The organism is Phenylobacterium sp. (assembly GCF_013822795.1).
Lineage (GTDB): Bacteria > Pseudomonadota > Alphaproteobacteria > Caulobacterales > Caulobacteraceae > Phenylobacterium.
The window spans coordinates 39,221-61,766 of sequence record NZ_PNLB01000011.1; the positions used below are offsets into that span (position 1 = coordinate 39,221).

At 68.1% G+C, this 22,546-nt stretch carries 20 protein-coding genes; 6 read left to right on the forward strand and 14 right to left on the reverse strand.

Annotated elements, in window-relative coordinates; genetic code table 11:
* Positions 1–83 precede the first annotated feature (83 nt).
* Positions 84–476: an acyl dehydratase gene (locus C0481_RS11310; protein WP_293403892.1), complete on the forward strand. Its 393-nt coding sequence runs from the start codon at positions 84–86 to the stop codon at positions 474–476.
* Positions 477–540: 64 nt separating this feature from the next.
* On the opposite strand, the gene C0481_RS11315 is transcribed toward C0481_RS11310, so the two are convergent.
* The gene (locus C0481_RS11315) at positions 541–1,344 is read right to left on the reverse strand and encodes a SapC family protein (RefSeq protein ID WP_293403710.1); all 804 of its coding nucleotides are present in this window, start codon (positions 1,342–1,344) and stop codon (positions 541–543) included.
* A 206-nt stretch (positions 1,345–1,550) separates the two neighbouring features.
* On the opposite strand from C0481_RS11315, the gene C0481_RS11320 reads away from it, so the two are divergent.
* Both C0481_RS11320 and C0481_RS11325 read left to right on the forward strand, forming a co-directional pair.
* Positions 1,551–2,429 (forward strand): MaoC/PaaZ C-terminal domain-containing protein, encoded by an 879-nt coding sequence (locus C0481_RS11320; protein ID WP_293403712.1) that lies wholly within the window; start codon positions 1,551–1,553, stop codon positions 2,427–2,429.
* 55 nt (positions 2,430–2,484) lie between these two features.
* Entirely contained in the window at positions 2,485–3,285 is an 801-nt protein-coding gene (locus C0481_RS11325; protein WP_293403714.1) for a phosphatase PAP2 family protein, read from the forward strand.
* Here the strand turns inward: C0481_RS11325 and C0481_RS11330 are convergent.
* The 6 genes from C0481_RS11330 to C0481_RS11355 all read right to left on the reverse strand — a co-directional run bounded on the left by C0481_RS11330 (position 3,282) and on the right by C0481_RS11355 (position 10,292).
* On the reverse strand, positions 3,282–3,815 hold the full coding sequence (locus C0481_RS11330; RefSeq protein WP_293403716.1) for a GNAT family N-acetyltransferase: 534 nt from the start codon (positions 3,813–3,815) through the stop codon (positions 3,282–3,284). The two genes, C0481_RS11325 and C0481_RS11330, sit on opposite strands and share 4 nt — an antisense overlap.
* Complete coding sequence (locus C0481_RS11335) at positions 3,812–4,348, reverse strand: GNAT family N-acetyltransferase (RefSeq protein ID WP_293403718.1); 537 nt, start codon at positions 4,346–4,348, stop codon at positions 3,812–3,814. Before C0481_RS11335 ends, C0481_RS11330 begins: the two co-directional genes overlap by 4 nt.
* Entirely contained in the window at positions 4,345–4,869 is a 525-nt protein-coding gene (locus C0481_RS11340) for a GNAT family N-acetyltransferase (protein WP_293403720.1), read from the reverse strand. Before C0481_RS11340 ends, C0481_RS11335 begins: the two co-directional genes overlap by 4 nt.
* Before the next feature lie 157 nt (positions 4,870–5,026).
* Positions 5,027–5,905 (reverse strand): N-carbamoylputrescine amidase, encoded by an 879-nt coding sequence (aguB, locus tag C0481_RS11345; protein WP_293403722.1) that lies wholly within the window; start codon positions 5,903–5,905, stop codon positions 5,027–5,029.
* Complete coding sequence (locus C0481_RS11350; RefSeq protein ID WP_293403724.1) at positions 5,905–6,912, reverse strand: agmatine deiminase family protein; 1,008 nt, start codon at positions 6,910–6,912, stop codon at positions 5,905–5,907. Before C0481_RS11350 ends, aguB begins: the two co-directional genes overlap by 1 nt.
* 125 nt (positions 6,913–7,037) lie before the next feature.
* Positions 7,038–10,292 carry a TonB-dependent receptor gene (locus C0481_RS11355; protein ID WP_293403726.1) on the reverse strand — a complete coding sequence of 1,085 codons (3,255 nt, stop codon included), beginning with the start codon at positions 10,290–10,292 and terminating at the stop codon, positions 7,038–7,040.
* Positions 10,293–10,564: 272 nt separating this feature from the next.
* Between C0481_RS11355 and C0481_RS11360 the strand changes: the two genes are divergently transcribed.
* Complete coding sequence (locus C0481_RS11360; RefSeq protein ID WP_363223468.1) at positions 10,565–12,121, forward strand: glycosyltransferase family 39 protein; 1,557 nt, start codon at positions 10,565–10,567, stop codon at positions 12,119–12,121.
* On the opposite strand, the gene msrA is transcribed toward C0481_RS11360, so the two are convergent.
* The 5 genes from msrA to C0481_RS11385 form a co-directional block, all read right to left on the reverse strand.
* Complete coding sequence (gene msrA / locus C0481_RS11365) at positions 12,090–12,668, reverse strand: peptide-methionine (S)-S-oxide reductase MsrA (RefSeq protein WP_293403728.1); 579 nt, start codon at positions 12,666–12,668, stop codon at positions 12,090–12,092. The two genes, C0481_RS11360 and msrA, sit on opposite strands and share 32 nt — an antisense overlap.
* Before the next feature lie 85 nt (positions 12,669–12,753).
* Positions 12,754–13,395, reverse strand: a complete 642-nt coding sequence (locus C0481_RS11370) for a 3-oxoacid CoA-transferase subunit B (protein WP_293403730.1) — start codon at positions 13,393–13,395, stop codon at positions 12,754–12,756.
* 1 nt (position 13,396) lies between these two features.
* Entirely contained in the window at positions 13,397–14,116 is a 720-nt protein-coding gene (locus C0481_RS11375) for a CoA transferase subunit A (RefSeq protein WP_293403732.1), read from the reverse strand.
* 72 nt (positions 14,117–14,188) lie between these two features.
* Positions 14,189–16,015: a monovalent cation:proton antiporter-2 (CPA2) family protein gene (locus tag C0481_RS11380; protein ID WP_293403734.1), complete on the reverse strand. Its 1,827-nt coding sequence runs from the start codon at positions 16,013–16,015 to the stop codon at positions 14,189–14,191.
* 167 nt (positions 16,016–16,182) lie between these two features.
* Positions 16,183–16,857, reverse strand: coding sequence for an OmpA family protein (locus C0481_RS11385; RefSeq protein ID WP_293403736.1), 675 nt, complete (start codon positions 16,855–16,857; stop codon positions 16,183–16,185).
* Between the two features lie 85 nt (positions 16,858–16,942).
* Between C0481_RS11385 and C0481_RS11390 the strand changes: the two genes are divergently transcribed.
* The gene (locus C0481_RS11390) at positions 16,943–17,878 is read left to right on the forward strand and encodes a 2OG-Fe(II) oxygenase family protein (protein WP_293403738.1); all 936 of its coding nucleotides are present in this window, start codon (positions 16,943–16,945) and stop codon (positions 17,876–17,878) included.
* Between the two features lie 191 nt (positions 17,879–18,069).
* The gene (locus tag C0481_RS11395) at positions 18,070–19,773 is read left to right on the forward strand and encodes a GAF domain-containing hybrid sensor histidine kinase/response regulator (RefSeq protein ID WP_293403740.1); all 1,704 of its coding nucleotides are present in this window, start codon (positions 18,070–18,072) and stop codon (positions 19,771–19,773) included.
* Here C0481_RS11395 and C0481_RS11400 read toward each other — a convergent pair.
* A complete protein-coding gene (locus C0481_RS11400) occupies positions 19,770–20,999 on the reverse strand; it encodes a TetR/AcrR family transcriptional regulator (RefSeq protein ID WP_293403742.1) in 1,230 nt (409 codons plus the stop codon). The genes C0481_RS11395 and C0481_RS11400 overlap by 4 nt on opposite strands.
* Before the next feature lie 67 nt (positions 21,000–21,066).
* A complete protein-coding gene (locus C0481_RS11405; protein WP_293403744.1) occupies positions 21,067–22,506 on the reverse strand; it encodes a short-chain fatty acyl-CoA regulator family protein in 1,440 nt (479 codons plus the stop codon).
* Between the last annotated feature and the right edge of the window lie 40 nt (positions 22,507–22,546).

Consider the following 22,546-nt stretch of genomic DNA (forward strand, 5'->3'; position numbering starts at 1 on the left):
AAACAAAGCACAAAAGCTCGACTTGTCACCGTCAGGCGCGATGATCGGCGAATCAGCGTTTTTCCGAGATTGGAGTGCGTACCGTGCCCGCGTCGTTCGATGACATCGAAATGGGTCAGGTGGTTTCGTTGGGAGAGATCCCGGTCGAGCCCGCCGCGCTCGAAGCCTTCATCACCGCCTTCGCGCCAGGCTGGCCGCTGGAGCGGGGCGCGCCGGACGCCATGGTCTATGCGCTGTGGTGCCGGCTGGACGCCGCCTCGGCGATGGAGTGGCCGCAGACCAAACGTCTGGGCGTCGACGCCCTGCGCTGGGCGCGCAACCCGCCGGCCGGCGAGACCCTGCGCGGCCGCATGACCGTGATGGGCAAGGACCCGGTCGGCGACGGCAAGGGCATCATCATCGCCCAGCATGACCTGCTCGACGAGGCCGGTCGGCTGGTCTTCTCCTGCCTGACCCGCAGCGTCTTCGCGCGGTAGAGCCAGAAACGAAAACGGCGGGCCGCAAGGCCCGCCGTTCCGAAGTTCAGCTCCAGACCACGCCTTAGGCGTTGGCGGCCGCGGGGACCTGCGGCGCGCGGGCCATGGCCAGGGCGATCAGGCGATCCCAGCCGGCCAGCGAGACCAGGTGGGCATAGATCTGGGCCAGGGCGCCGTTGTCGCGCAGCTCGATGAACTTGTCGTGCGGCAGGGCGTTCAGCTTCTCTTCCGAGACGCCGAAGTACTCGGCGATGGTCTGCTGCGGGCCGGCGCTGCCGTCCGGATTGGTCGGGGTGAAGAGCGCCTTCTTGGTCTCGAACAGGTCCAGGCCCTTCAGCAGGTCCACGAAGCTCTGGGTGCGCTGGCGCTCCATCTCGTAGTCGTTGCAGAAGTTGATGCAGTTCTGGGTGTACTCGGTCGGCTTGCCGTCCGCGTCGAAGAACAGCATGTCGGCTTCGGCCTTATCGACGATGAACTCGGCCGAGCGGTCGATGCAGAGCACCATCTGGCCGGCGTTGTTGTCGGTCGCGAAGACGAACGGATAGCGGCGGATATAGGCCGGGACGTAGACGCCCGGCTCGAACAGGCCGTTTTCCTGCAGGAACATGTTCTGGCCGAGGTTCAGGCCCATGACCGCCAGCGGGATCTTGTCGTCGCCGACGAAGATGATCGGGCCGCAGAGCGACGAGACGCCAAATTCGGTGACCGTCAGCGGGACCGCGTGACCTTCCTTGGCGAAGGTGAACGGGCCCGGCAGGCTCTTCACGCCCAGGCCGCTGTGCAGGTCGATGGAGAGCGGTTCCGGCTTCGAATAGAAAAGCACGTTGCCGGTGATCTGACCCATGCCGGTCGGGGTTTCGTTCGCCATGAAATACCTTCGATGATCCTGGGCGATAATGGGGTTGCGCGAGCGGGCGTTTCTTAGGTGCGCCGTCTCGAGCGAAGTCGCCGCTTCTACCTGATCGGGCAGGCGCCCGCAAACCTGCACGCAGCCCGCTTGCCTCCGCCGGGGCGAACCGCTTCAATTCGCCCCATTCGATAAGGCCGCCAAGGCCACATACCGGAGGATATATTTTGCCGATCTTTTATCCCGACATTCTGAATCAGAAGACCCCCGCCCGTACTTTCACTTACGGGGACAAGGACGTGATGCTCTACGCCCTGGGCGTGGGCATGGGCCGCGATCCCATGAACGAGACGGAGCTGGCCTTCGTCTACGAAAAGAATCTCAAGGTCATCCCGACCGCCGCGACCGTTCTGGCCGCCGGCGCCAAGGCGACCGGGCCGGCTCCGGAAATGCCGGCCGACCATCGCCCGAGCCAGATCAACTTCCTGATGGTCGTGCATGGCGAACAAAAGGTCGAACTGCACAAGCCGCTCACCGCCGGCGGCACCTACACCGCCCAGAGCCGCACGGCCGGCGCCTTCGACAAGGGCGAGGGCAAGGGCGCGGTCATCATCAACGAGACCATCTGGACCGACGAGAAGGGTGAAAAAGTCGCCACCCTGACCGGCTCCACCTTCGCCCGCGGCGACGGCGGCTTCGGCGGCCCGTCGGAAGGCGCGCCCGAACCGCACGTGGTCCCGACCCGCGCGCCGGACATCTCGGTCGACTTCGACACCCTGCCTGACCAGGCGCTGCTCTATCGTCTGAACGGAGACCGCAACCCGCTGCACTCCGATCCGGACATCGCCAAGCGGGCGGGCTTCGACCGGCCGATCCTGCACGGCCTGTGCACCTACGGCATCACCTGCCGCGCCGTGCTCCAAGCGATCACCGACTTCGATCCCGACCAGATCTATTCGCACCAGGCCCGCTTCTCGGCGCCGGTGTTCCCGGGCGACACCATCACGGTCGACCTCTGGAAAGACGGCAAGAACATCTCGTTCGAGGCGCGCGTGAAGGCGCGCAACGTCACCGTCATCAAGAACGGGCTGACCGTCCTGCGGTAGTTCGTCCGCCTCCGGAACGGTTCCCAAGGCTTGGGAGCCGTTCTAGAGAGGCGCCATGATCCGTAGCTTCAGCATTGTCGCCGGCGTGGCCATGGCCGCCGGTCTCGCCGCCTGCGCCGCCACCTCCGCGCCCGACGCGCCGCCGGTGGACGAGAGCCTGGCGCCCGCGCCGCTCAATCCGCTGCCGACCGACCTGACCGGCTATCTCGCCGAGAGCGATCTCGACGGCGCGGCCCTGCTCGGTCCGCCGCCGACGCCGCAGAGCCTGACCGGCCAGGCCGACCGCGCCCGCTATGAAGAGACCCGCGCCCTGGCCGGCTCGCCGCGCTGGAAGCAGGCGGTCGTCGAGAACGACCTGTGGGGCGGCGGAGCGCTGAAGCAGTACGCCTGCAAGCTGGGCGTCTCGATCGACGAGAAGCAGACGCCCACGGCCCTGAAGATCATGCACCGCGTCGAGCTGGACGTGCGCGCGGTCGGCAAGCCCGCCAAGGACCACTATGACCGCCCGCGCCCGATGATCGGCGACGACAAGCCGATCTGCATCCCGCGCGAGGACTGGATGAAGACCAACGCCTCCTATCCGTCCGGCCACTCGATGACCGGCTGGGCCTGGGCGCTGATCCTCGCCGAACTGGCGCCGGCCAAGGCCGACGCCATGCTGGAAGTCGGCAAGCAGATCGGCGAGAGCCGGATCATCTGCGGCGTGCACTACGCCAGCGACATCGAGGCCGGCCGCACCCTGGCCAGCGCCATGGTCGCGCGGCTGCATGGCGATCCGCAGTTCCAGAGCGACATGAAGAAGGCCCGCAGCGAAATCGCCCGCGCCAAGGCTGCGCCGAGCGGTTGCGCCGCCTAGGGCCGCACAGCCCGATAGAGCACGGTCGGGCGCATCGGATCGCCCAGTTCGTGGCCCGGTCCCGGGAAGCCGCTCAGTTCGGCGTCGTAGGTCATGCCGAGCCGCTCCATCACCGCGCGAGAGCGCAGGTTGACGGCTGCAGTGATGGCGTCGATCTCGGGGAGGTCGAGGCGGGTGAAGCCGTCGTCGAGGACGGCGCGGGCGGCCTCGGTCGCATAGCCATGGCCCCAGGCCTGGCGGCTCAGCCGCCACCCCACGTCGATGAACGGCGGCACCGGCAGATCCTCGAATGAGGGCATCAGGCCGCAGGACCCGATGAAGGCGCCGTCCGACCGCCGCTCGATCGCATAGCGACACATGCCGAGCCGGGCGAAGGCGTCGTGGGCGCGCTCCATGTAGGCGCGGGCCCGCTCACGGGTCAGCACCCCGCCCAGCCAGCGCATGACCTCCTCGTCGCGCGACATCGCCGCGAACGGCTCGAGGTCCTCCTCGCGCCATTGGCGCAGGATCAGGCGTTCGGTTTCGATCATCGGCGCGCCTTGTGAACGAGACTGCGGCGCAGGCGATGGCCATCCGGATACAGCGGGTGGTCGAAGTCGAGGCTCGGCTCGGCGACCATCCCGAGGCGTCGCATGACCGCCTGCGAGCGCAGATTGGCCGGCGCCGTCATGGCGGTGATTTCCGGCAGGTCCAGGCGGCCGAAGCCGTCGGCGATCACCGCCCGGCAGGCCTCGGTCATGTAGCCCTGCCCCCAGGCCTCGCGACGCAGGACCCAGCTCATGTCGGTGAAGGACGCCAGCACATCGGCGAGCATCTCGTGGCCGGGCATCAGGCCGGTGACGCCGACGAAGGCCTCATCCGCCTTAGTCACGACGGCGAAGCGGCCCATGCCGTGGCGGGCGAACGAAGCGTGGGCGCGATCCATGAAGGCTCGGGCCTCCTCGCGCGTCAGCACGCCGCCCATCCACTCCATCACCTCAAGATCGGCGGACATCGCGGCCAGGTCGTCGAGGTCTTCGTCGCGCCATTGGCGCAGGATCAGCCTCTCGGTCTCCAGCCTCATCGGCGGGCCGTGTAGAGGACGTGACGCCGAAGTGGATGGTCGGCCGCCAGGCGCGGATGATCGAAGTCGCGGGCGGGGTCGGCGACCATGCCGATGCGCCGCATCACCGCCTGCGAGGCGAGGTTGGTCGCCGCCGTGAAGGCGATGAACTCCGGCGCGTCGATATGTTCGAAGGCCCAGTCGAGCGCGGCCTTTGCGCCCTCGGTGGCCAGGCCCTGCCCCCAGACGTCCGGGCTGAGCCGCCAGCCCATCTCGATCGCCGGCGCGACCGGGAGGTCGGTGACGGGCGCGAGCCCGATCATGCCGATCAACCGGCCGTCGGCCTTGAGTTCGGCCGCCCACAGGCCCCAGCCCAGCTCGTCGATCTCGGCGTTGATGCGGTTCAGCGTCCGATCGCTGGCCGCGCGGTCGATCGGACCGCCCAGCCAGTCGCTGACCCGGGGGTCGCCGTTGATCGCCGCGAAGGCTTCGCGGTCCTCCTCGCGGAAGCGGCGCAGGACAAGGCGGGGCGTCTCGATCATGCCTCAGCCTAACTGTCATCCCGGAAAACCCGAAGGGTTTGTCCGGGACCCATTCGCACCGTCTGGCGGAAGGTGGCAAGGCGTCGCCGCTTCCGGCGCCATCGACGTTCATGGGTCCGGGACAGCCACTGCGTGGCTTCCGGGATGACACACTCAGTTAGGCCGGCCGCCCCTGTGCGAGCGCCCCGTAGAGATCGGTGCGGCGGTCGCGGAAGAAGCCCCAGGCGGCGCGATGGGTCTGCAGGAAGTCCAGGTCGAAGCTGGCCTGGACGATGCCTTCGTCGCCGCGGCCCAATTCCGAGACCAGGTCGCCGCGATGGTCGGCGATGAACGACGAGCCGTAGAAGGTCTGGCCGCCGTTCGGGTAGCCGTCCCAGGGCTCGAAGCCGATGCGGTTGGCGCCGACCACCGGAATGACGTTGGAGACCGCGTGGCCCTGCATGGCGCGCCGCCAGGGCAGCGCGGTGTCGAGGCTGGGGTCATGCGGCTCCGAGCCGATGGCGGTCGGGTAGAACAGCACCTCGGCGCCCATCAGCGCCATGGCGCGGGCGCACTCGGGGTACCACTGGTCCCAGCAGATGCCGACGCCCAGCCGGCCGAAGCGGGTGTCCCAGACCTTGAAGCCGGTGTCGCCGGGCCGGAAGTAGTACTTCTCCATGTAGCCCGGCCCGTCGGGGATATGGCTCTTGCGATAGACCCCCATCAGCGAGCCGTCGGCGTCGATCATCACCAGGCTGTTGAAGTAGTGCGGACCTTCCTTCTCGAAGATCGAGACCGGGATCACCACGCCCAGCTCGGCCGCCAGCGGCGCCAGGGCGACGACGCAAGGATGCTCGCGCCAGGGATAGGCCTGGGTGAACCAATGCTCCTCCTGCGCCACGCAGAAGTACGGCCCCTGGAACAGCTCCGAGGGCAGGATCACCTGCGCGCCCTTGCCCGCGGCCTCGCGGATGAAGGCTTCGGTCTTCTTGATGTTGGCCGCCAGGTCCATGCCGTAACTGGTCTGGATCGCGGCGACGTTGATCGTGCGGGCCATCAGGCGGGCTCCTGCTGGGTGATGCAGTGGAAGGATCCGCCGCCGGTCAGGATGGCCATCGACGGCAGGCCGATCACCTTGCGATCCGGGAACACGCTTTCCAAGGCCTGTAGCGCCAGATCGGCCGCCTGACCCTCGCCATAGGTCGGCATGATCACCGCGCCGTTGGCGATGATGAAGTTCATGTGGCTGGCCGGCGCGGCCTTGCCCTCGGCGCCCTCGATCCAGCCGGGCGAAGGAATACGCACGACCTTCAGCTCGCGGCCCGCCGCATCGGTCGCCTCGGCAAGTCGCCGGGCGGCGTCGTCATAGGCCTCGATATTGACGTCGCCGCGCCCGAATCCGACCGGGCAGACCGCCACGCCCGGCGCCACGAAGCGGGCCAGGTTATCGACGTGGCCGTCGGTGTGGTCGTTGGCCAGGCCATCGCCGAGCCAGATGGTCTTGGTCGCGCCGAACGCCTGGGCGAACGCGGCTTCCGCGACATCCTGCGTCCAGCCCGCGTTGCGGTTGGGGTTGAGCACGCACTGGCCGGTGGTCAGCACCGTGCCGGCGCCGTCGTGGTCGACCGCGCCGCCCTCCAGGATGAAGTCGTGGGCGTTCAGCTTCACGCCCGACGCGGTCGCGATCTGGGCGGCGACCTCGTCGTCGTGGTCCAGCTGGTACTTGCCGCCCCAGCCGTTGAACTGGAACCCCTGGGCGACGTCGGCGCCGCCGCTCTTGGCGAAGATCGGGCCGGTGTCGCGCAGCCAGATGTCGCCGAAGCGGCCGGGCACGATCTCGATCCCGGCCACGTCGCCGAGCAGGCGACGGGCGTCGGCCTCGCCGGCGGCGCTGCCGGTCAGCAGACGCACGCGCTCAGCGCCGGGGCCCGCCAGGGCGCGCGCCAGAGCCGCGACCTCTTCCTGGGCCTGGGGGAGATCGTCCTCCCAAAGGTCCTCATGGCTGGGGAAGCCCAGCCACATGGCGCGGTGCGGAGCCCATTCGGCGGGAACGAGAACGGTCATGGCCTGCCTTCATCCAATGAACGCGCGCAGATGGGCGGACGCGGCCCCCCCGTCAAGCGTCGCATAGAAAAAGGGGCGGCCCGTCGCCGAGCCGCCCCCTTCGATCTGGTTCTAAGCCCGAGGTCTTAGAACTTGTACTTCGCGCCGATCTTGATCTGCCACAGCGAGTTTTCGCTGCGCAGGAACGGCTTCACCGGCTGCTGGAAGGCGCCGCCGACGCCGGTGCCCGAGTAGGTGTAGGTCGCGCCCGGAGCCGCGCAGGCGCCGGCCGCGCCATTGCCGCACTGGACGTTCACCACCGGCACGCCGCGGTAGAAGTCGTACTGCTCGACAATGCCCCACTCGTCGTTGAGCAGGTTCCCGAGGTTCTCGATGTCCATGTAGACCTCGAGCTTGGCGCCGTTCGGGAAGAAGGCCGGCAGTTCCTGGCTGATGCGCAGGTCGACCGTGGTCACGTCCGGGTTGGTATGCGAGTTCCGCGGCACGATCTTGCCCGCGTAGCCGATCAGGCCCGATTGCTGCAGGAAGGCGTTGAACGCCGCCACGTCGAAGCCGGCCGCGTAGTTGACGCGCGGGTCCGAGGTCGCGGTGACCTGGCCGCCGCTCGCCGCCGGGACGTAGAGCAGCGCGTTCGACGAGGCTTGGCGGCCCGAGTAGCTCGAGACCGAGTTGCCGAAGTCGTTGTCGAAGCCGCTCGTGGCGCTGTTGGCGAAGGTGTAGCTGAACGGCAGGCCGGTGCGGCTTTGCGCGAACATGCGGATCGAGGTCTCGTTGTCGCCGAAGAACTTGCGGGCGTACGAGACGTCGAACGCGAAGCGCTCGCGGATCTCGTAGTCAGACGTCGCCGCCGGCGGGTTCTGGACGTCGAACGAAGCGAACCGGGTGTAGCTCGACTGGGCGATCGAGCTGGTCATCGGGTTGGCGTCGGTCGCCTCGGTGTGGGTGTAGATGAACTTGCCGCCCAGACCTTCCAGGAAGCCTTCGTTCCACTCCTTGGCGATGGTGATCGCGTAGGATTCCGAGCCGCCCTTGTCGGTGTTGGCCAGCATCATGTCGTAGGAGTTGCCGGTCAGGTCGCCCGTGGTCGTGCGGCCGTAGACCGGACGACCGTCCGGCGCGACGCCGATCTGACGGGCGCGCAGGTCGGTCCAGTACAGCGCGTTCTGGTTCGACATGCGCACGTAGTCGGCCTGGACCAGCCAGCCGTCGCCGAAGCGGCCGAGGTCGAACTCATAGCCGACCGACAGGTTGCCCTTCCAGGTCACCGGGATCTGGAATGTCGGGCTGACGACGTTGGTGTTGCCGCCGCGCGGGGTGAACGTGCAGCCCGTCGGCGCCTTGGTGATGTCGACGTTGGTCAGGTTGGCGCCGGTGCAGACGGCGTTGGTCTGGTTGACGCCGTTGTTCGAGAAGGCGTTCGAGACCCAGACGTTCAGGCCGGTCGACGAGAAGCCGCCGAAGCCGCCGGAGACGCGCAGGCGGTCCATCGGCGCCCAGTTGAACGACACCCGCGGCAGCACGACGAACTTGCCGTCGAGGTTCTGCTGGTTCGAGAAGCCATTCCGCGACTGGAACGCCGAGTTGTAGGTCGGCATGTCGTCCATCGAGTAGCTGTCGAGGCGCACGCCCGCCAGAACATCGAGGTTCGGCAAGATCTGGATGCGATCTTCCGCATAGGCGCTGGTCAGGCGGTAACCGAAGGTGGCCGCGCCGAGGCGGGCGGTGCCCAGGGTCGCCGGAACCGTGCCGCCGTTCGGATCGACGCCGCCGGTCAGGGTGAAGCCCGAGGCGACCTTGTTCAGGTAGTTGGCGTAGCTCGAGAAGGTGTAGCTGCCGAGCGAGTTGGCGACAAAGACGTTGAAGACGTCGTCCTGTTCGGTCCGCAGACCGACCATGAAGTCGTGGATGCCGTAGTGGTAGCGGGCGATCGCCTCGAGGGTGTCGACCTTCACGTTCAGATAGTTGTCGTGACGGTTGATGTCGGCCCCGTAGCGGAACTGGGCGCTGCCCGCGCCCGGCAGCACGCCCGGCATGTCGTTCACGGTGACGTCGACTTGGCCGACGCTCAGGCCGCCGAGCGGCAGCTGCTGGGTGTCGGTTTCCTTGCGCGAGTAGCGCAGCTCGGTCGAGAAGGCGTCCGTCCACTGCGAGTTCAGCTGGGCGGTGTAGACCGTCAGCTCCTCGACCTTGTTGTAGTCGTTGGTTTCGAGGCCGATCCGCGGCTGGGTGACGCTGTTGCCCTGGGCGAAGGTCGAGGTGACCGAGCCGTTCAGCGAGTTGCCCTTCGTGCTCTGCCACGAGAACTCGGCGCGGTGGTTGTCGGTGATGTTCCAGTCCAGTTTGACGAGCTTCTTCTCGTCCTCGACCGGGAAGGCGCCCGACAGGAAGTTGCCCGGATCGTAGCCGTAGAGGCGCTTGGTGTCGGCCTGGAACTGGTCGACCGCGCCGGTGGTGATGCGCGGGATGACGACCGAAGCGCCCGAGTCGACCGGGCCCTCGTCGAAGCCCAGCTCGCCGTCGAACTTTTCGTAGGCGGCGAAGAAGAACAGGGTGTCCTTGATGATCGGGCCGCCCAGGGTGAAGCCCCAGGTCTTTTCCTCGAAGGCCGAACCGGCCGGCTTGCCGCGGATGGTGTCGCCCTGGAAGTCGCGGCCGCTTTTTTCGCCGAACAGCGAGCCCGAGAAGTCGTTGCCGCCCGACTTAAGCACGGCGTTGATCTGGCCGCCGGTGAAGCCGTTGTTGATCGGGCTGTAGGGGGCGATCGAGACGTTGACCGCGCCGACGGCGTCCAGCGGGAACGGCGAGCGCTGGGTCGGATAGCCGTTGTTGTTCAGGCCGAAGTCGTCGTTCTGGCGGACGCCGTTGACGGTCAGCTGGTTGAAGCGGGTGTTGGTGCCGGCGAAGGACAGCGCGTCCTGGTTCGAGACGTCGATGGTCGCGAACGGGTCGAGGCGAGCGAAGTCCTTGATGTCGCGGCTGATCGACGGCAGCGACTCGATCGCGGCGGCCGTGAAGTTCGTCGACGGGCCGCCTTGGCTCGGCGCGGCCAGCGCACCGGTGACCACCAGCTCTTCGACCGCAGCGGAGCCCGCGCGGAACATGTCGAGCTGGACGTTGGCCGGGTCGCCGACCCCGACGCTTTGCAGCGTCGCTTGGGTGCGTTCGAAATCCGCCGCGGTGGCGACGATGCGGTACGGGCCGCCAACGCGCAGGCCGCGGGCCGAGAAGTAACCGTCGGCGCCGGTGACCGAGGTCGAGGTCGCGCCGGTCGGGACGTGAGTCACCGTCACCGTGGCGCCGGCCACGCCCGCGCCGCTTTCATCCGTAACCTGACCACGCACAGAGCCGGTGGTTTCCTGCGCGTACACCGCGCTGGACATGGCGCACACAAGTGCAGTCAACGCCGCGCCGCCGGCGAGCCTATTCATCATTCGCATTGAGGTCCCCTAATCCATCGGAAATGGGATGAACGCTGGGTCCATGCCCCCCACTTCTGGTGGTCCCTATAGCTTGGAAAATTCGCCCGTGGGTGACGGAATCGTGACGACCTGGTCACTTGACGTGACGGACGCCAAATAAGCTGGCGCCTGTCGCTTTACAGACACGCTGGCGCGCGCAAATTTCCGGCCCTATGCGACGCAAAGAGGCGGCCTTGTCCACCAAACCACTGTCAGAGCACGGAATCGACCGCCATTGGCGCGCCGTCCTGATGATCACCCTGGCGCTGACCGCCGTGCGGATGGTCGCTCTGTTCGCCACCCCGCTCGAGCTCTATCCCGACGAGGCTCAGTACTGGCTTTGGTCGCGGACCCTCGACTGGGGCTACTATTCCAAACCACCGATGGTGGCGTGGCTGATCTGGGCGACGACCTCGATCGGCGGCGACGCTGAGCCGTGGGTGCGGTTCGCAGCTCCGCTGCTGCACGCGGTGACCACCTTCTGCGTGTTCGCGATCGGCCGGCGGCTCTACGATTCGACCACCGGCTTCGCCGCCGCGGTGCTGTACCTGCTGATGCCGGCGGTGCAGCTGTCCTCGCTGGTCGCCGCGACCGACGCGCCGCTACTCCTGTTCCTGGCCCTGGCGCTGCTGGCCTATGTCGAGATGCCGGCCGGGGATGCGCGCCGCCGGCTCTGGCTGGCCGCCGGCTTCGGCGCGGCGCTCGGCCTGGCGTTCCTCTCGAAGTACGCGGCCGTGTACGGACTGATCGGCCTGGGCCTGCACCTGGCGCTGTCGCCTGACGCGCGCCGGATCTGGAACCTGAAGTCGGCGCTCGCCGCTCTAGGCGCCCTGTTGGCGATCCTGTCGCCCAACCTGATCTGGAACGCCGCGCACGGCTTCTCGACCGTGCAGCACACCGCGGCCAACGCCGCCTGGGGCGGACGCCAGCTGTTCAATCTCGGCGAGCTCGGTGACTTCCTCGCCTCCCAGTTCGGGGTGTTCGGGCCGATCCCGTTCGCGGTTCTGATCGGCGGGGCTGCGGTGCTGGCCTTCCGCCGCCGACTGCAGCCGGCCGACGTGCTGCTGCTGTGCTTCGCCCTGCCGGCGATCCTGATCGTCACCGGCCAGGCGTTCATCAGCCGCGCCAACGCCAACTGGTCGGGAGCCGGCTACGTCCCCGGCGTGATCGTGGTCGCCGCCTGGCTGGTGCGTTGGCGCGCCCGCGGGTGGCTGATCGCGGCGCTGGCGCTGCAGGGCGCGGTGGCCGCGGTGTTCCTGGCCTGCGTGCTGAACCCGGGCTTCGCCGATCGCGTCGGGCTGTCGAACGCCTTCAAGCGCGCCAAGGGCTGGGAGCAGATGACCGAGGCCATGGCCGACCGCGCCATGCGCGAACCGCCCGGCTCGCTGAGCGCCATCGCCGTCAACGACCGTTTCCTGTTCAACGCCGCGGCCTATTACGGCCGCGAGTACTTCGGCCAGAACGGCGAGCCGCCGCTGAAGATGTGGGTGCGCGAGGCCCATCCGCAGAACCAGGCCGAGACCGTCGCCCCGCTGACCGCGGCCGACGGCAAGCGCGTACTGGCCGTCAGCCTGGAGCAGGTGTTCATTGATGAGATGAAGGCCGATTTCCGCGCTACCTCGAGCGAAGAGATCGTCAGCATCTGGCTAGACCGCAAGCGCAAGCGCAAGGCCGAGCTGTTCATCGCCGAGGGCTTCGCGCCAGCCCCGCGCGACCCGGTCACCGGTAAGCCGATCCCCAAACGGCCTTGAGCGCCCGGTCGCGGCCGCAGCCGATACGGTAGGCCTCGTAGTTGGCCGGGTTCTTCTTGGCGTAATCCTGGTGATAGGCCTCGGCCGGCCAGAACTTTCCCCCGGTCAGGACGCGGGTGGCGACCGGCTTGCCCAGCGTCTTGGCGACCTGCGCCTTCACCGCCTGAGCCGTCGCCGTCTCAGCCCCGCCCTCGACGAACACCGCGGTCGTGTAGGACGGCCCGCGATCGCAGATCTGCCCGCTGGCGTCGGTCGGGTCGATATGATGGAAGAAGCCGTCGACCAGCTTGGCGTAGCTGATCTTCGCCGGATCGTAGGTGACCTTCACCGCCTCCAGATGGCCGCGGTGGTTCTGATAGGTCGGGCTTTGCATGGCGCCGCCGGCGTAGCCGGACACGACGCTGGTCACGCCGGGCAGGCTCTCCATCGCCTTTTCGGTCGACCAGAAGCAGCCGCCGGCGAACACCGCGGTCGCGGCCTGCGCGACCGGAGCCAGGGCCAGCATGCTCAGCGTCGCCAGGGCGGCGGCGGTGCGAAGGGTCTTCATGGACGTCATGATCTCACCTCGAGGCGGCGGAACAAGACCCGCCGCGGTCTGGTGGAGATACGGACGCCCGGCCGCCTCGGATGCCTTAGACCGCGACCTCGAACGCCGCCTCGGTCTTGGCCTTCACCTCGTCGGCGGTGACGCCGGGGGCCAGCTCGATCAGCTTCACCGGGGTCTTGCCGCGGTTGATCTCGAAGACGCCGAGTTCGGTGATCAGCAGGTCGACGACGCCGGCGCCGGTCAGCGGCAGGCTGCATTCCTTGAGCAGCTTGGGCGCGCCCGACTTCTCGCAATGGTCCATGACCACGACGACGCGCTTCACGCCCGCCACCAGATCCATGGCCCCGCCCATGCCCTTGACCATCTTGCCGGGCACCATCCAGTTGGCGAGGTCGCCGTTCGCGGCCACCTGCATGCCGCCCAGGATCGACAGGGCGATGTGGCCGCCGCGGATCATCCCGAACGAGTCGGCGCTGGAGAAGTAGGACGAGCTCGGTAGCTCGGTGATGGTCTGCTTGCCGGCGTTGATCAGGTCGGCGTCCTCTTCGCCCTCATAGGGGAAGGGGCCCATGCCCAACATGCCGTTCTCGCTCTGCAGCGTCACGTGCATGCCGTCGGGAATGTAGTTGGCGACCAGGGTCGGGATGCCGATGCCCAGGTTCACATAGAAGCCGTCGCGCAGTTCCTTGGCGGCGCGGGCGGCCATCTCGTCGCGGGTCCAGGCCATTTTACGCGCTCGCCTTTTCTTCGCGGGGACGCGTGGTCACGCGTTCGATGCGTTTCTCGTAGACCGCGCCCTTGATGATGCGGTCGACGAAGATGCCGGGGGTGTGGATGTGGTCCTTGTCGATCGAGCCGATCGCCACGAGGTTCTCGACCTCGGCGACGGTGACCTTGCCGGCCGTGGCCATCATCGGATTGAAGTTCCGGGCGGTCTTTCGGTAGACGAGGTTGCCCTCGGCGTCGCCGGTGTGGGCCTTGACGATCGAGAGGTCGGCGACAAGGCCGCGCTCCATCACGTAGGTCTCGCCGTCGAAGTCGCGGACCTCCTTGCCCTCGGCCACCAGCGTGCCGACGCCGGTCTTGGTGAAGAAGGCCGGGATGCCGGCGCCGCCGGCGCGGATGCGCTCGGCCAGGGTGCCCTGCGGGTTGAACTCCAGCTCCAGCGCGCCGGAGAGGTACAGCTGCTCGAACAGCTTGTTCTCGCCGACATAGGACGAGATCATCTTCTTGATCTGGCCGCTCTCGAGCAGGACGCCGAGGCCGAAGCCGTCGATCCCGCAGTTGTTGGAAACCACCGTCAGGTTTTTGACGCCGGATTCCTTGATCGCGCCGATCAGGTTCTCGGGGATGCCGCAGAGGCCGAAGCCTCCGGCCATGATGGTCATGCCGTCAAAGAGCAGCCCAGCCAGGGCGTCCACGGCGTCGTTGCGGGTCTTTCCAGCCATGAGGCCCCTTTAAGCTGCCAGCGCGTCGTTGAGAACAGGGTCGGGTGAAAAAATTCACCAGATGGCGAAGAATTACTCAGCCAAGGCCTTGGGCGACTTTTTCATGGCGTCGGCCGCCTCCTTGTTGCCGGCCTCGCCCTCCTTGCGGGGGACGGAGAACGGCTCGGGTGTCGGGGTCTGCATGTTGCCGCGCATCAGCCAGCGCCCCTCGGCGATGCCGCCGGCGACCTGCAGCTCCAGCCGCTCGGTGTCGCGACGGCGGACGTCGCGGGTGATCTCGGCGGCCTCGACCTCGTCGACGCCCAGTTCAATGAGGACGTTCTTGCCGAACGCCAGGGCCGACTCGAAGGTCTCGCGGATCTGGTAGTCGACCCCGGCCTTGATCAGCCGCAGCGAGTGGCCGCGGTCGAACGCGCGCACGAACAGCTTGGCCAGCGGGAACTCGGCCTTGATCAGTTCGACGATCTTGTCGGCGACCTCGGGCTTGTCGACGCAGACCAGGATCGCCTCGGCGTTGGTCGCGCCGGAGGCGCGCAGCACGTCGAGCCGGGTGCCGTCGCCGTAATAGACCTTGAAGCCGAAGGTGCCGGCGGCGCGGATCATCTCGACGTCGGTCTCGATCAGCGAGACTTCCATGCCGCGGGCCAGCAGCGGCTGGCTGACCACCTGGGCGAAGCGGCCAAAGCCGATCATCAGCACGCGGCCCTCGAGGTTGGCGGCCAGTTCGACCCCGTCCATCGACTCCTTCGGCGGCGGCAGCACCCGGTTCAGCACGATCACGACCAGCGGCGTCAGCGCCATGGACATGATGACGACGGCGGTCATCGCCGCGCTGGTGCGCCCATCCATGACGCCGGCGGCGACCGCTGCGGCGTAGAGCACGAAAGCGAACTCGCCGCCCTGGGCGAACAGCGCCGCGCGCTGGATCGCCTCGGTGTTGCCGGCCTTGAACAGCCGCGCGACGCCGTAGATGCCGGCCGCCTTGACGACCATGAAGGCCAGCACGCCGAGCACGATCAGACCCCACTCGGCCGCCACCACCGACAGGTCGAGCGACATGCCGACACTGAGGAAGAACAGGCCGAGCAGGATGCCGCGGAACGGCTCGATGTCGGCCTCGAGCTGGAAGCGGAAGGTCGATTCCGACAGCAGCACCCCGGCCAGGAACGCGCCCATGGCCATGGAGAGCCCGCCCCACTGCATGAACAGCGCCGTGCCGAGCACCACCAGCAGAGCGGCGGCAGTCATGATCTCGCGCGCGCCGGTGCGGGCCAGGATCTGGAAGAACGGGTTCAGCAGCCAGCGGCCGGCGGCGATCACCACGGCGATGCAGCCGAGGCCGATCAGCAGGCCGAGCCAGACCGGGCGGCCGCTCTCGACCGCGCCGCCGCTCATCGAGCCGAGCACCACGACCAGCGCCAGCAGCGGCACCACCGCCAGATCTTCGAGCAGCAGGATCGAGACCGCGCGCTGGCCAGCCTCCGTCGAGGTCTCGCCGCGTTCGTCGAGCATCTTCATGATCACGGCCGTGGACGACAGCACGAAGCCGCTGGCCCCGATAACCGCCGCCGCAGGCAGCAGCCCGCCGAGGATGGCCACGCCCGACAGCAGCGCGCAGCAGACCAGCACCTGGGCCGCGCCAAGACCGAAGATCTCGCCGCGCAGGCTCCAGAGTTTGCTGGGCCGCATCTCCAGGCCGATCAGGAACAGGAAGAGCACCACGCCGAGCTCGGCGACGTGCAGGATGGCTTCGGGATCAGCGAACAGCTTCAGCCCGAACGGACCGATGACCAGGCCGGCGGCCAGGTAGCCGAGCACCGACCCCAGGCCGAGCTTGCGGAACAGAGGCACGGCCACGACGCCGGCGGCCAGCAGGGCGACGGCGTGCCCAAGATTCATCCCCGCAGCCTCTGCCGCCATCGACGCTCCAATACGCTTCGCCGCCCCTCCGAGCGGGACGGCTCTCGCGCGTATGTGGTGTCAAAAGCCCCCCTGGTGCAACGGGGGCCGCCGCCGGAGCGGCGCAGGGAGCGGGCCTGCCCGCTCTGGGGGCAGGCCCGCGCCCGTCAGCCCGTATAGGGCCGCAGGACGATCTCGACCCGGCGGTTCTTGGCCCGGCCGGCGTCGGTCGAGTTGTCGGCGATCGGCTGGGTCGACCCGCGGCCTTCGACATAGAGACGGTCGCGCAGCACGCCGCCGCGCCCGGTCAGGTAGTCGGCCACCGACAGCGCCCGGCGTTCCGAGAGCGTCTGATTGTAGTCGGCGCGGCCGGTGGAGTCGGCATGGCCGATGACGTCGACCAGGGTCTGCGGATAGTTGTTCAGGCTGCGCGCCACGTCGTCGAGCGCGCCGTAGAACTGCGGCTGGATGTCCGAACGGTCGAAGCCGAAGGTCACGTCGCTGGGCATCTGCAGGACGATGTTGTCGCCCTGGCGCTGCACCTCGACACCGCTGCCGGCCAGTTCGCGGCGCAGTTCGGCCTGCTGGCGATCCATGTAGTTGCCGACGCCCGCGCCCGCGAGCGCGCCGATGCCCGCTCCGATCAGCGCATTCTTGCGACCCTGCTCGCTGCGGTTGGTGTTGGTCAGGTAGCCGAGCGCGGCCCCGCCCAGCGCCCCGGCGATCGCGCCGGTGCCGGAGTTGTTGCGGACGACCTGTCCGGTGTAGGGGTCGGTGGTGGTGCAGGCGGCAAGGGCCCCTGCCCCCAGGATACAAGCCCCGAGGGCGGTCAGTTTGCGCATTAAGCGATCTCCTCGATCGTGAAACTCAGGTGCGAACGCGAGCGCTACGGTCAAGGTTCCCGCGAGCCGGGACGAAGGTTCAGACGTGACGACAGAGACAATCAAGCCGGTTTCGTTCAAGCGTTTCGACGGCGACTTCGACGGTTTTTCCCAGGATCTAGGCGGGTCGTTCGCCCGTTACGGCTTCGCGGTGATCTCTGATCACGACCTGCCGCAGGCGCGCATCGAAGCGGCGCTGGCGGCGACCAAGGCGTTCTTCGCCCTGCCGGAGGCGGTGAAGCGCGCCTATGTCGTCGGGATCGGCGGCCAACGCGGCTACACCCCGTTCGGCATCGAGACCGCCAAGGACGCCAAGCACTTCGACCTCAAGGAATTCTGGCACATGGGCCGCGACCTGCCGGCCGGCCATCCGTTCGGCGAGTTCATGCCCGACAATGTCTGGCCAGCTGAGGTTCCCGAATTTCACCGCGAGATCGCCTGGCTGTTCAACGCGCTGGACGGCATGGGCCGCCAGGTGCTGGAAGCCATCGCCGCCTACCTGAAACTGGACCGCCAGTTCTTTGATCCGACCGTGAACTTCGGCAACTCGATCCTGCGGCTGCTGCACTATCCGCCGGTGCCCAAGGACGGCCCCAACATCCGCGCCGGGGCGCACGAGGACATCAACGTCATCACCCTGCTGCTCGGCGCCGAGGAGGCCGGCCTGGAAGTGCTGGACCGTGACGGCCAGTGGCTGGCGATCAACCCGCCGCCCGGCTCGGTGGTCTGCAACATCGGCGACATGCTGCAACGGCTGACCAACCACGTGCTGCCTTCGACGACCCACCGGGTGGTCAATCCTGCCCCGGAGCGGCGCGGCTTTGCGCGCTACTCCACGCCGTTCTTCCTGCACTTCAATCCGGACTACGAGATCCGCACCCTGTCAGGTTGCATCACCCCCGAGCATCCCGATCGCGGCCTGGCCCCGATCACCGCCGACGAGTTCCTCAAGGAACGTTTGCGCGAGATCAAGCTTCTATAAGCGGAAGCCGCCCCACCGCGCCGGAGGGTTGGTTTTCGCCATGCCGGACGCCATCGCTGCAAAAAATCCCCAAGCTTGACAGTTTTCCACAACTGATCGACCAAAGGTTGCCGAACGGCGTTCGGAAAAAGACGGAAACTTAACCGCGTCGCCCGATCTTGGGCGCCTGGACGCGGCCCGGGGGGATGAACATGTCCAAGCCTGTATCGGCCTCGCCGGCCGAGGCCGCGCGGCTGGCCGCCATCGCCACCCTTGATCTGGACGAGCTGAAGCCGACCTTCGAGCGGATCGGCCGACTGGCGCGCGCCTTCGCACGGCTGGATCTCGGCGACGTGGTGATGGTCGGGGCCGAGCGCACCTGGCACGCCAGCGTCGGCCCCAACTGGACCGACGAGCAGATCTGCCAAGACCAGTCGTTCTCCGAGGTCGTGGTCGGCGAGGACCAGCTGCTGTGGGTCGCCGACGCCCTGACCGACGCCCGCTTCTGCGGCCACCCGCACGTGGTCGGTCCCGAAGCGGTGCGCTTTTACGCCGGCGCCCCGATCCGGTTGGCCGACGGCCAGCCGATCGGCGTGGTCTGCGTCGCCAGCCGCAGCCCGCACGCCTATGACGGCGAGTTGGCGAGCTATTTGATCGACCTCGCGGCCATCGCCTCCAACGAGTGCTCGCGCCACCACGCCCAGCGCGACCTAGTCAAGTACGCCGGCGAGGCAGAAGCCGCCAACAAGGCCAAGAGCGAGTTCCTCGCCAATATGAGCCACGAGATCCGCACCCCGCTGAACGGAGTGATGGGCATCGCCGGCGCCCTGGCCAAGACGCAGCTGAGCCAGCACCAGGCCGAGATGGTCGAGCTGATCGAGACCTCGGCCCAGACGCTGGAAGCACTGCTGACCGACATCCTCGACCTCGCCCGGATCGAGGCCGGCCGCATCGAGATCCGGCCCGAGCCGTTCGACATGGCGACCTCGGTGGGCGCCTGCGCGGCGCTGTTCGAGGCCAGCGCCCAGGCCAAGGGCCTGACGCTCAAGGTGGAGATCGAGCCCTACGCCCAGGGGGCGTTCGAGGGCGACGGCCCGCGTATCCGCCAGATCCTGACCAACCTCTTGGGCAACGCCGTCAAGTTCACCGCCCAGGGCGAGGTCCGGCTGACCGTCGCCGCCCGCCGCGACGAGACCACCACCCACCTGGTGTTCACCGTCGCCGACACCGGCATCGGCTTCGACGAGGCGACCCGCCAGCGGCTGTTCGGCCGCTTCCAGCAGGCCGACGGCTCGATCACCCGTCAGTATGGCGGCACGGGCCTCGGCCTGGCCATCTCGCGCTCGCTGGCCGAGGCGATGGGCGGCGAGCTGAGCGCCAGCGCCGTGGTCGGCCGGGGCGCGACCTTCGTCCTAACCCTGGAGCTGCCGCGCCGCCACGGGGCGGTGGAGATGTGGGGCGAGCACGAGGCCCACGCGCCCGAGGAGGCCGAGCTCGACGCCATGCGGGTGCTGCTGGCCGAGGATCACCCGACCAATCGTCGGGTGGTAGAGCTGATCCTGGGCGCGGCGGGGATCGACCTGGTCTCGGTCGAGAACGGCGCCGAGGCGGTGGACGAGGCGGCCCGCGCCGCGTTCGACCTGATCCTGATGGACATGCAGATGCCGGTGATGGACGGACTGACCGCGATCTCGGCGATCCGTCGCCGCGAGGCGCGCGAAGGCCGCCGCACCCCGATCTACACCCTGACCGCCAACGCCATGCCCGAGCACGCCGAGGCCTCGGCCCGCGCCGGGGCCGACGGCCACGTGACCAAGCCGATCACCGCCGAGCGGCTGCTGCACGTGGTCGAACAGGTATGGGCCGAGAAGGCAGCGCGCGCGCACGTCGCCGAGGTGGTGGTCCTGCGCGCCTAGCGAGCGAAGATACCCATCAGCTGCGGACGGGCGAACACCGCCGGCGCCGCCTTCTGGGTGACGTCAGGCAGCCAGAAGGTCAGCTCCGAGCCGGCGTTCAGGGTGGCGTTCAGCATCTGAGCGGCGATAGCCGCGTCCACCGGACGAATTGAGCCTTCGACGATGCCGTCCGAGATCATCGAGGCGAAGCGGTCCGACACCCGGTCGGAGTGCGCGACCTGCTCGATGCGGATCTCTTCGGGCAGGGCCGACAGCGCCGAGACCCGCAGCAGCGGGCCGTATTGCGACAGCTGGAACTCGGCCAGCGCCGCCGAGGCGCTGGAGATCCGCAGCCACTGGTCGCCTTCCAGCGCCATGGCCAGCCGCTGCACCCGGCGCATCACCTCGAAGGTGCGGTCGAAGCAGGCGACCACCAGGTCATCCTTGGCGTCGTTGTGGTGGTAGAATGAGCCCTTGGTGACGTTCAGCGCCTCGGAGATCTTGTTCACCGACGCACCGCGATAGCCGCGCGAGTTGATCAGCCGCGTCGCCGCCAGCAGGAAGGTCTCGCGGCTCATCTCCGCGCCGTCGCCGGCGGCCAGCTCGGCCAGCGGCACCGGGGCCGGCGCCCAGTTCGCGCCCTCCACCGCCAGGCCGCCGACCAGGATGTCGAACACCCGCTCGCGCACGCGGCCGTAGTCCTCGGGATCATACTTGTGCAACCAGGCCCCGGACCAGAACAGCTGGGCCAGCAGCATGTGGGTGCGGGCGGTGCGGCGGCCGCGGTTCAGCCACGCCAGTTCCGGCGCCTCGAACAGCGTGCGCACCTTGCGGAACACCTTGGCGAAGGCCTCGATCACCGTCGCGCGGTGCGGGTCCTTCAACGCCCGCACGTCGGCCAGGGTCGGCATCGGCGATCCCTCGCCGATCGCCATCAGCCGCACACGCTCGAAATAGAGCTCCAACAGCTTGTGCAGCCGGTCGGCCGGGGTCGGCTCGGCGACGGCGGTCTCGGCGGCTTCCTGCAGCCAGCCGATGCCGCGCATCATGCAGGCCGCGGCCAGGTCGTCCTTGCGTTTGAAGTAGTAGGTGACGCTGGTGGTCGACAGGCCGACCGCGGCGGCGGCGTCGGCCAGGGTCAGCCCCTTCACGCCGCGCTGGTTCAGGAGGACGGTGGAAGCGTCAAGGATCGCATCGCGCTTCTTGCGGAAGCGGTCTGTCGCCCGCACGCCCTTTCGTTCCACCATCCGAACCCGCACGCCTTGAACCGCCCCTGCCCCCTTCTCTAGCGCAAGCCCCTTGCCACGCAAGGCGTCAGCCTGACGCGAACGGGTACGGCGAGATCGACTTGATGAAGTCGTCGACCATCAGTGTACGGTTGATCGGCTCGGCGGCGCGCTGCGGGCAGGCCGGCCGCTCGCAGATCCGGCAGGCGGGGCCGATCGCGGTGGCGACCGGATCGCGCAGATCGATGCCGCGCGAATAGACCAGCCGCTCAGCGAACTTCAGCTCGCAGCCCATGCCGATCGCCAACTCCGTGTCGCCCGCCGCATAGGGTGTGGCGAAGCGGCTGACCGTGCGCGACAGGGTGAAGTAGCGCTGGCCGTCCGGGGTTTCGACGATCTGGGTGGCGATGCGGCCAGGGGTGCGGAAGCTGGTGTGGATGTTCCAGCGCGGACAGGTGCCGCCGAAGCGCGAAAACGGGAAGGTGGCGCCGGCGAACCGCTTGGAGATGTTGCCGGCCGAATCCACCCGCAGCATGAAGAACGGCACGCCGCGCGCGCCCGGCCGCGCCAGGGTGGTCAGCCGGTGGCAGGCCTGCTCGAACGAGACCCCGAAGCGGGCGCGGACCAGCTCGATGTCATAGGCGCTGCGCTCGGCCGCCTCATGGAAGGCGGCGTAGGGCATCATCACCGCGGCGGCTAGGTAGTTGGTCAGCGAGACCTTCAGCAGGCCGCGGGTCGAGCGGTCGGGCGGGCCGGAGCGCTCGACGAGCGCATCAAGCAGAAGGCCGTATTCGAGAATCGCCAGCTGATAGGCCTGGGCGAAGGCGCGGCCTTCGGCGGTCAGGGCCTCGGACAGGAACAGGCGCTTACGGTGGTGGTCGTAGCGGCGCACCGACTCCGGCAGCACCTCCACCGGCACCACGCGGACCGAGATGCCATGCCGACCGGCCAGCCGCTCGCGCGCGGCGAGGGCGAAGTCGAGCGGCTCGCAGGCCAGATCCGCGGTCAGCGCGTCGGCCGCCTCCTCCAGTTCTGCGAAATAGTTCTTCTGCGCCTGGAAGAAGTCGCGCACCCAGTCCGAGGGCAGCACCGCCGGCCCGGTCCCGCCGCCCTCCTCCGGACGGCCGATGGCCCCCAGGTCGGTCAGCCGCCGCTGATCCAGATAGGCGCGATAGAGCCGCACGATCGCCTCGGACACGCCGGGCGCGCTCTCGGCCACCTCGGCGATCTCGTGGCGGGCGACGCCGAGGTCGCGGAACATCTGGTCGGAGAACACCTCCGAGAGGCCCGAGGCGCCGCCGTCCTCCGGATCGGTCGCCAGGCTCTTGAGATCGAGGTCATAGGCCTCGGCCAGGCGCAGCAGGACCTGGGCGGTGACTGGGCGCTGGTTGCGTTCGAGCAGGTTGAGGTAGCTCGGCGAGACGCCGAGATCCTCGGCCATGCGGGTCTGGGTGAGCCCCAGATCGCGGCGCAGGCGCTTGAGGCGCGCGCCCAGGAACAGCTTCCGGTCGGTAGTGGTCACGGCCATGCTGTCGGATTGTCACAGATTTACATCATTTACAAGGTAG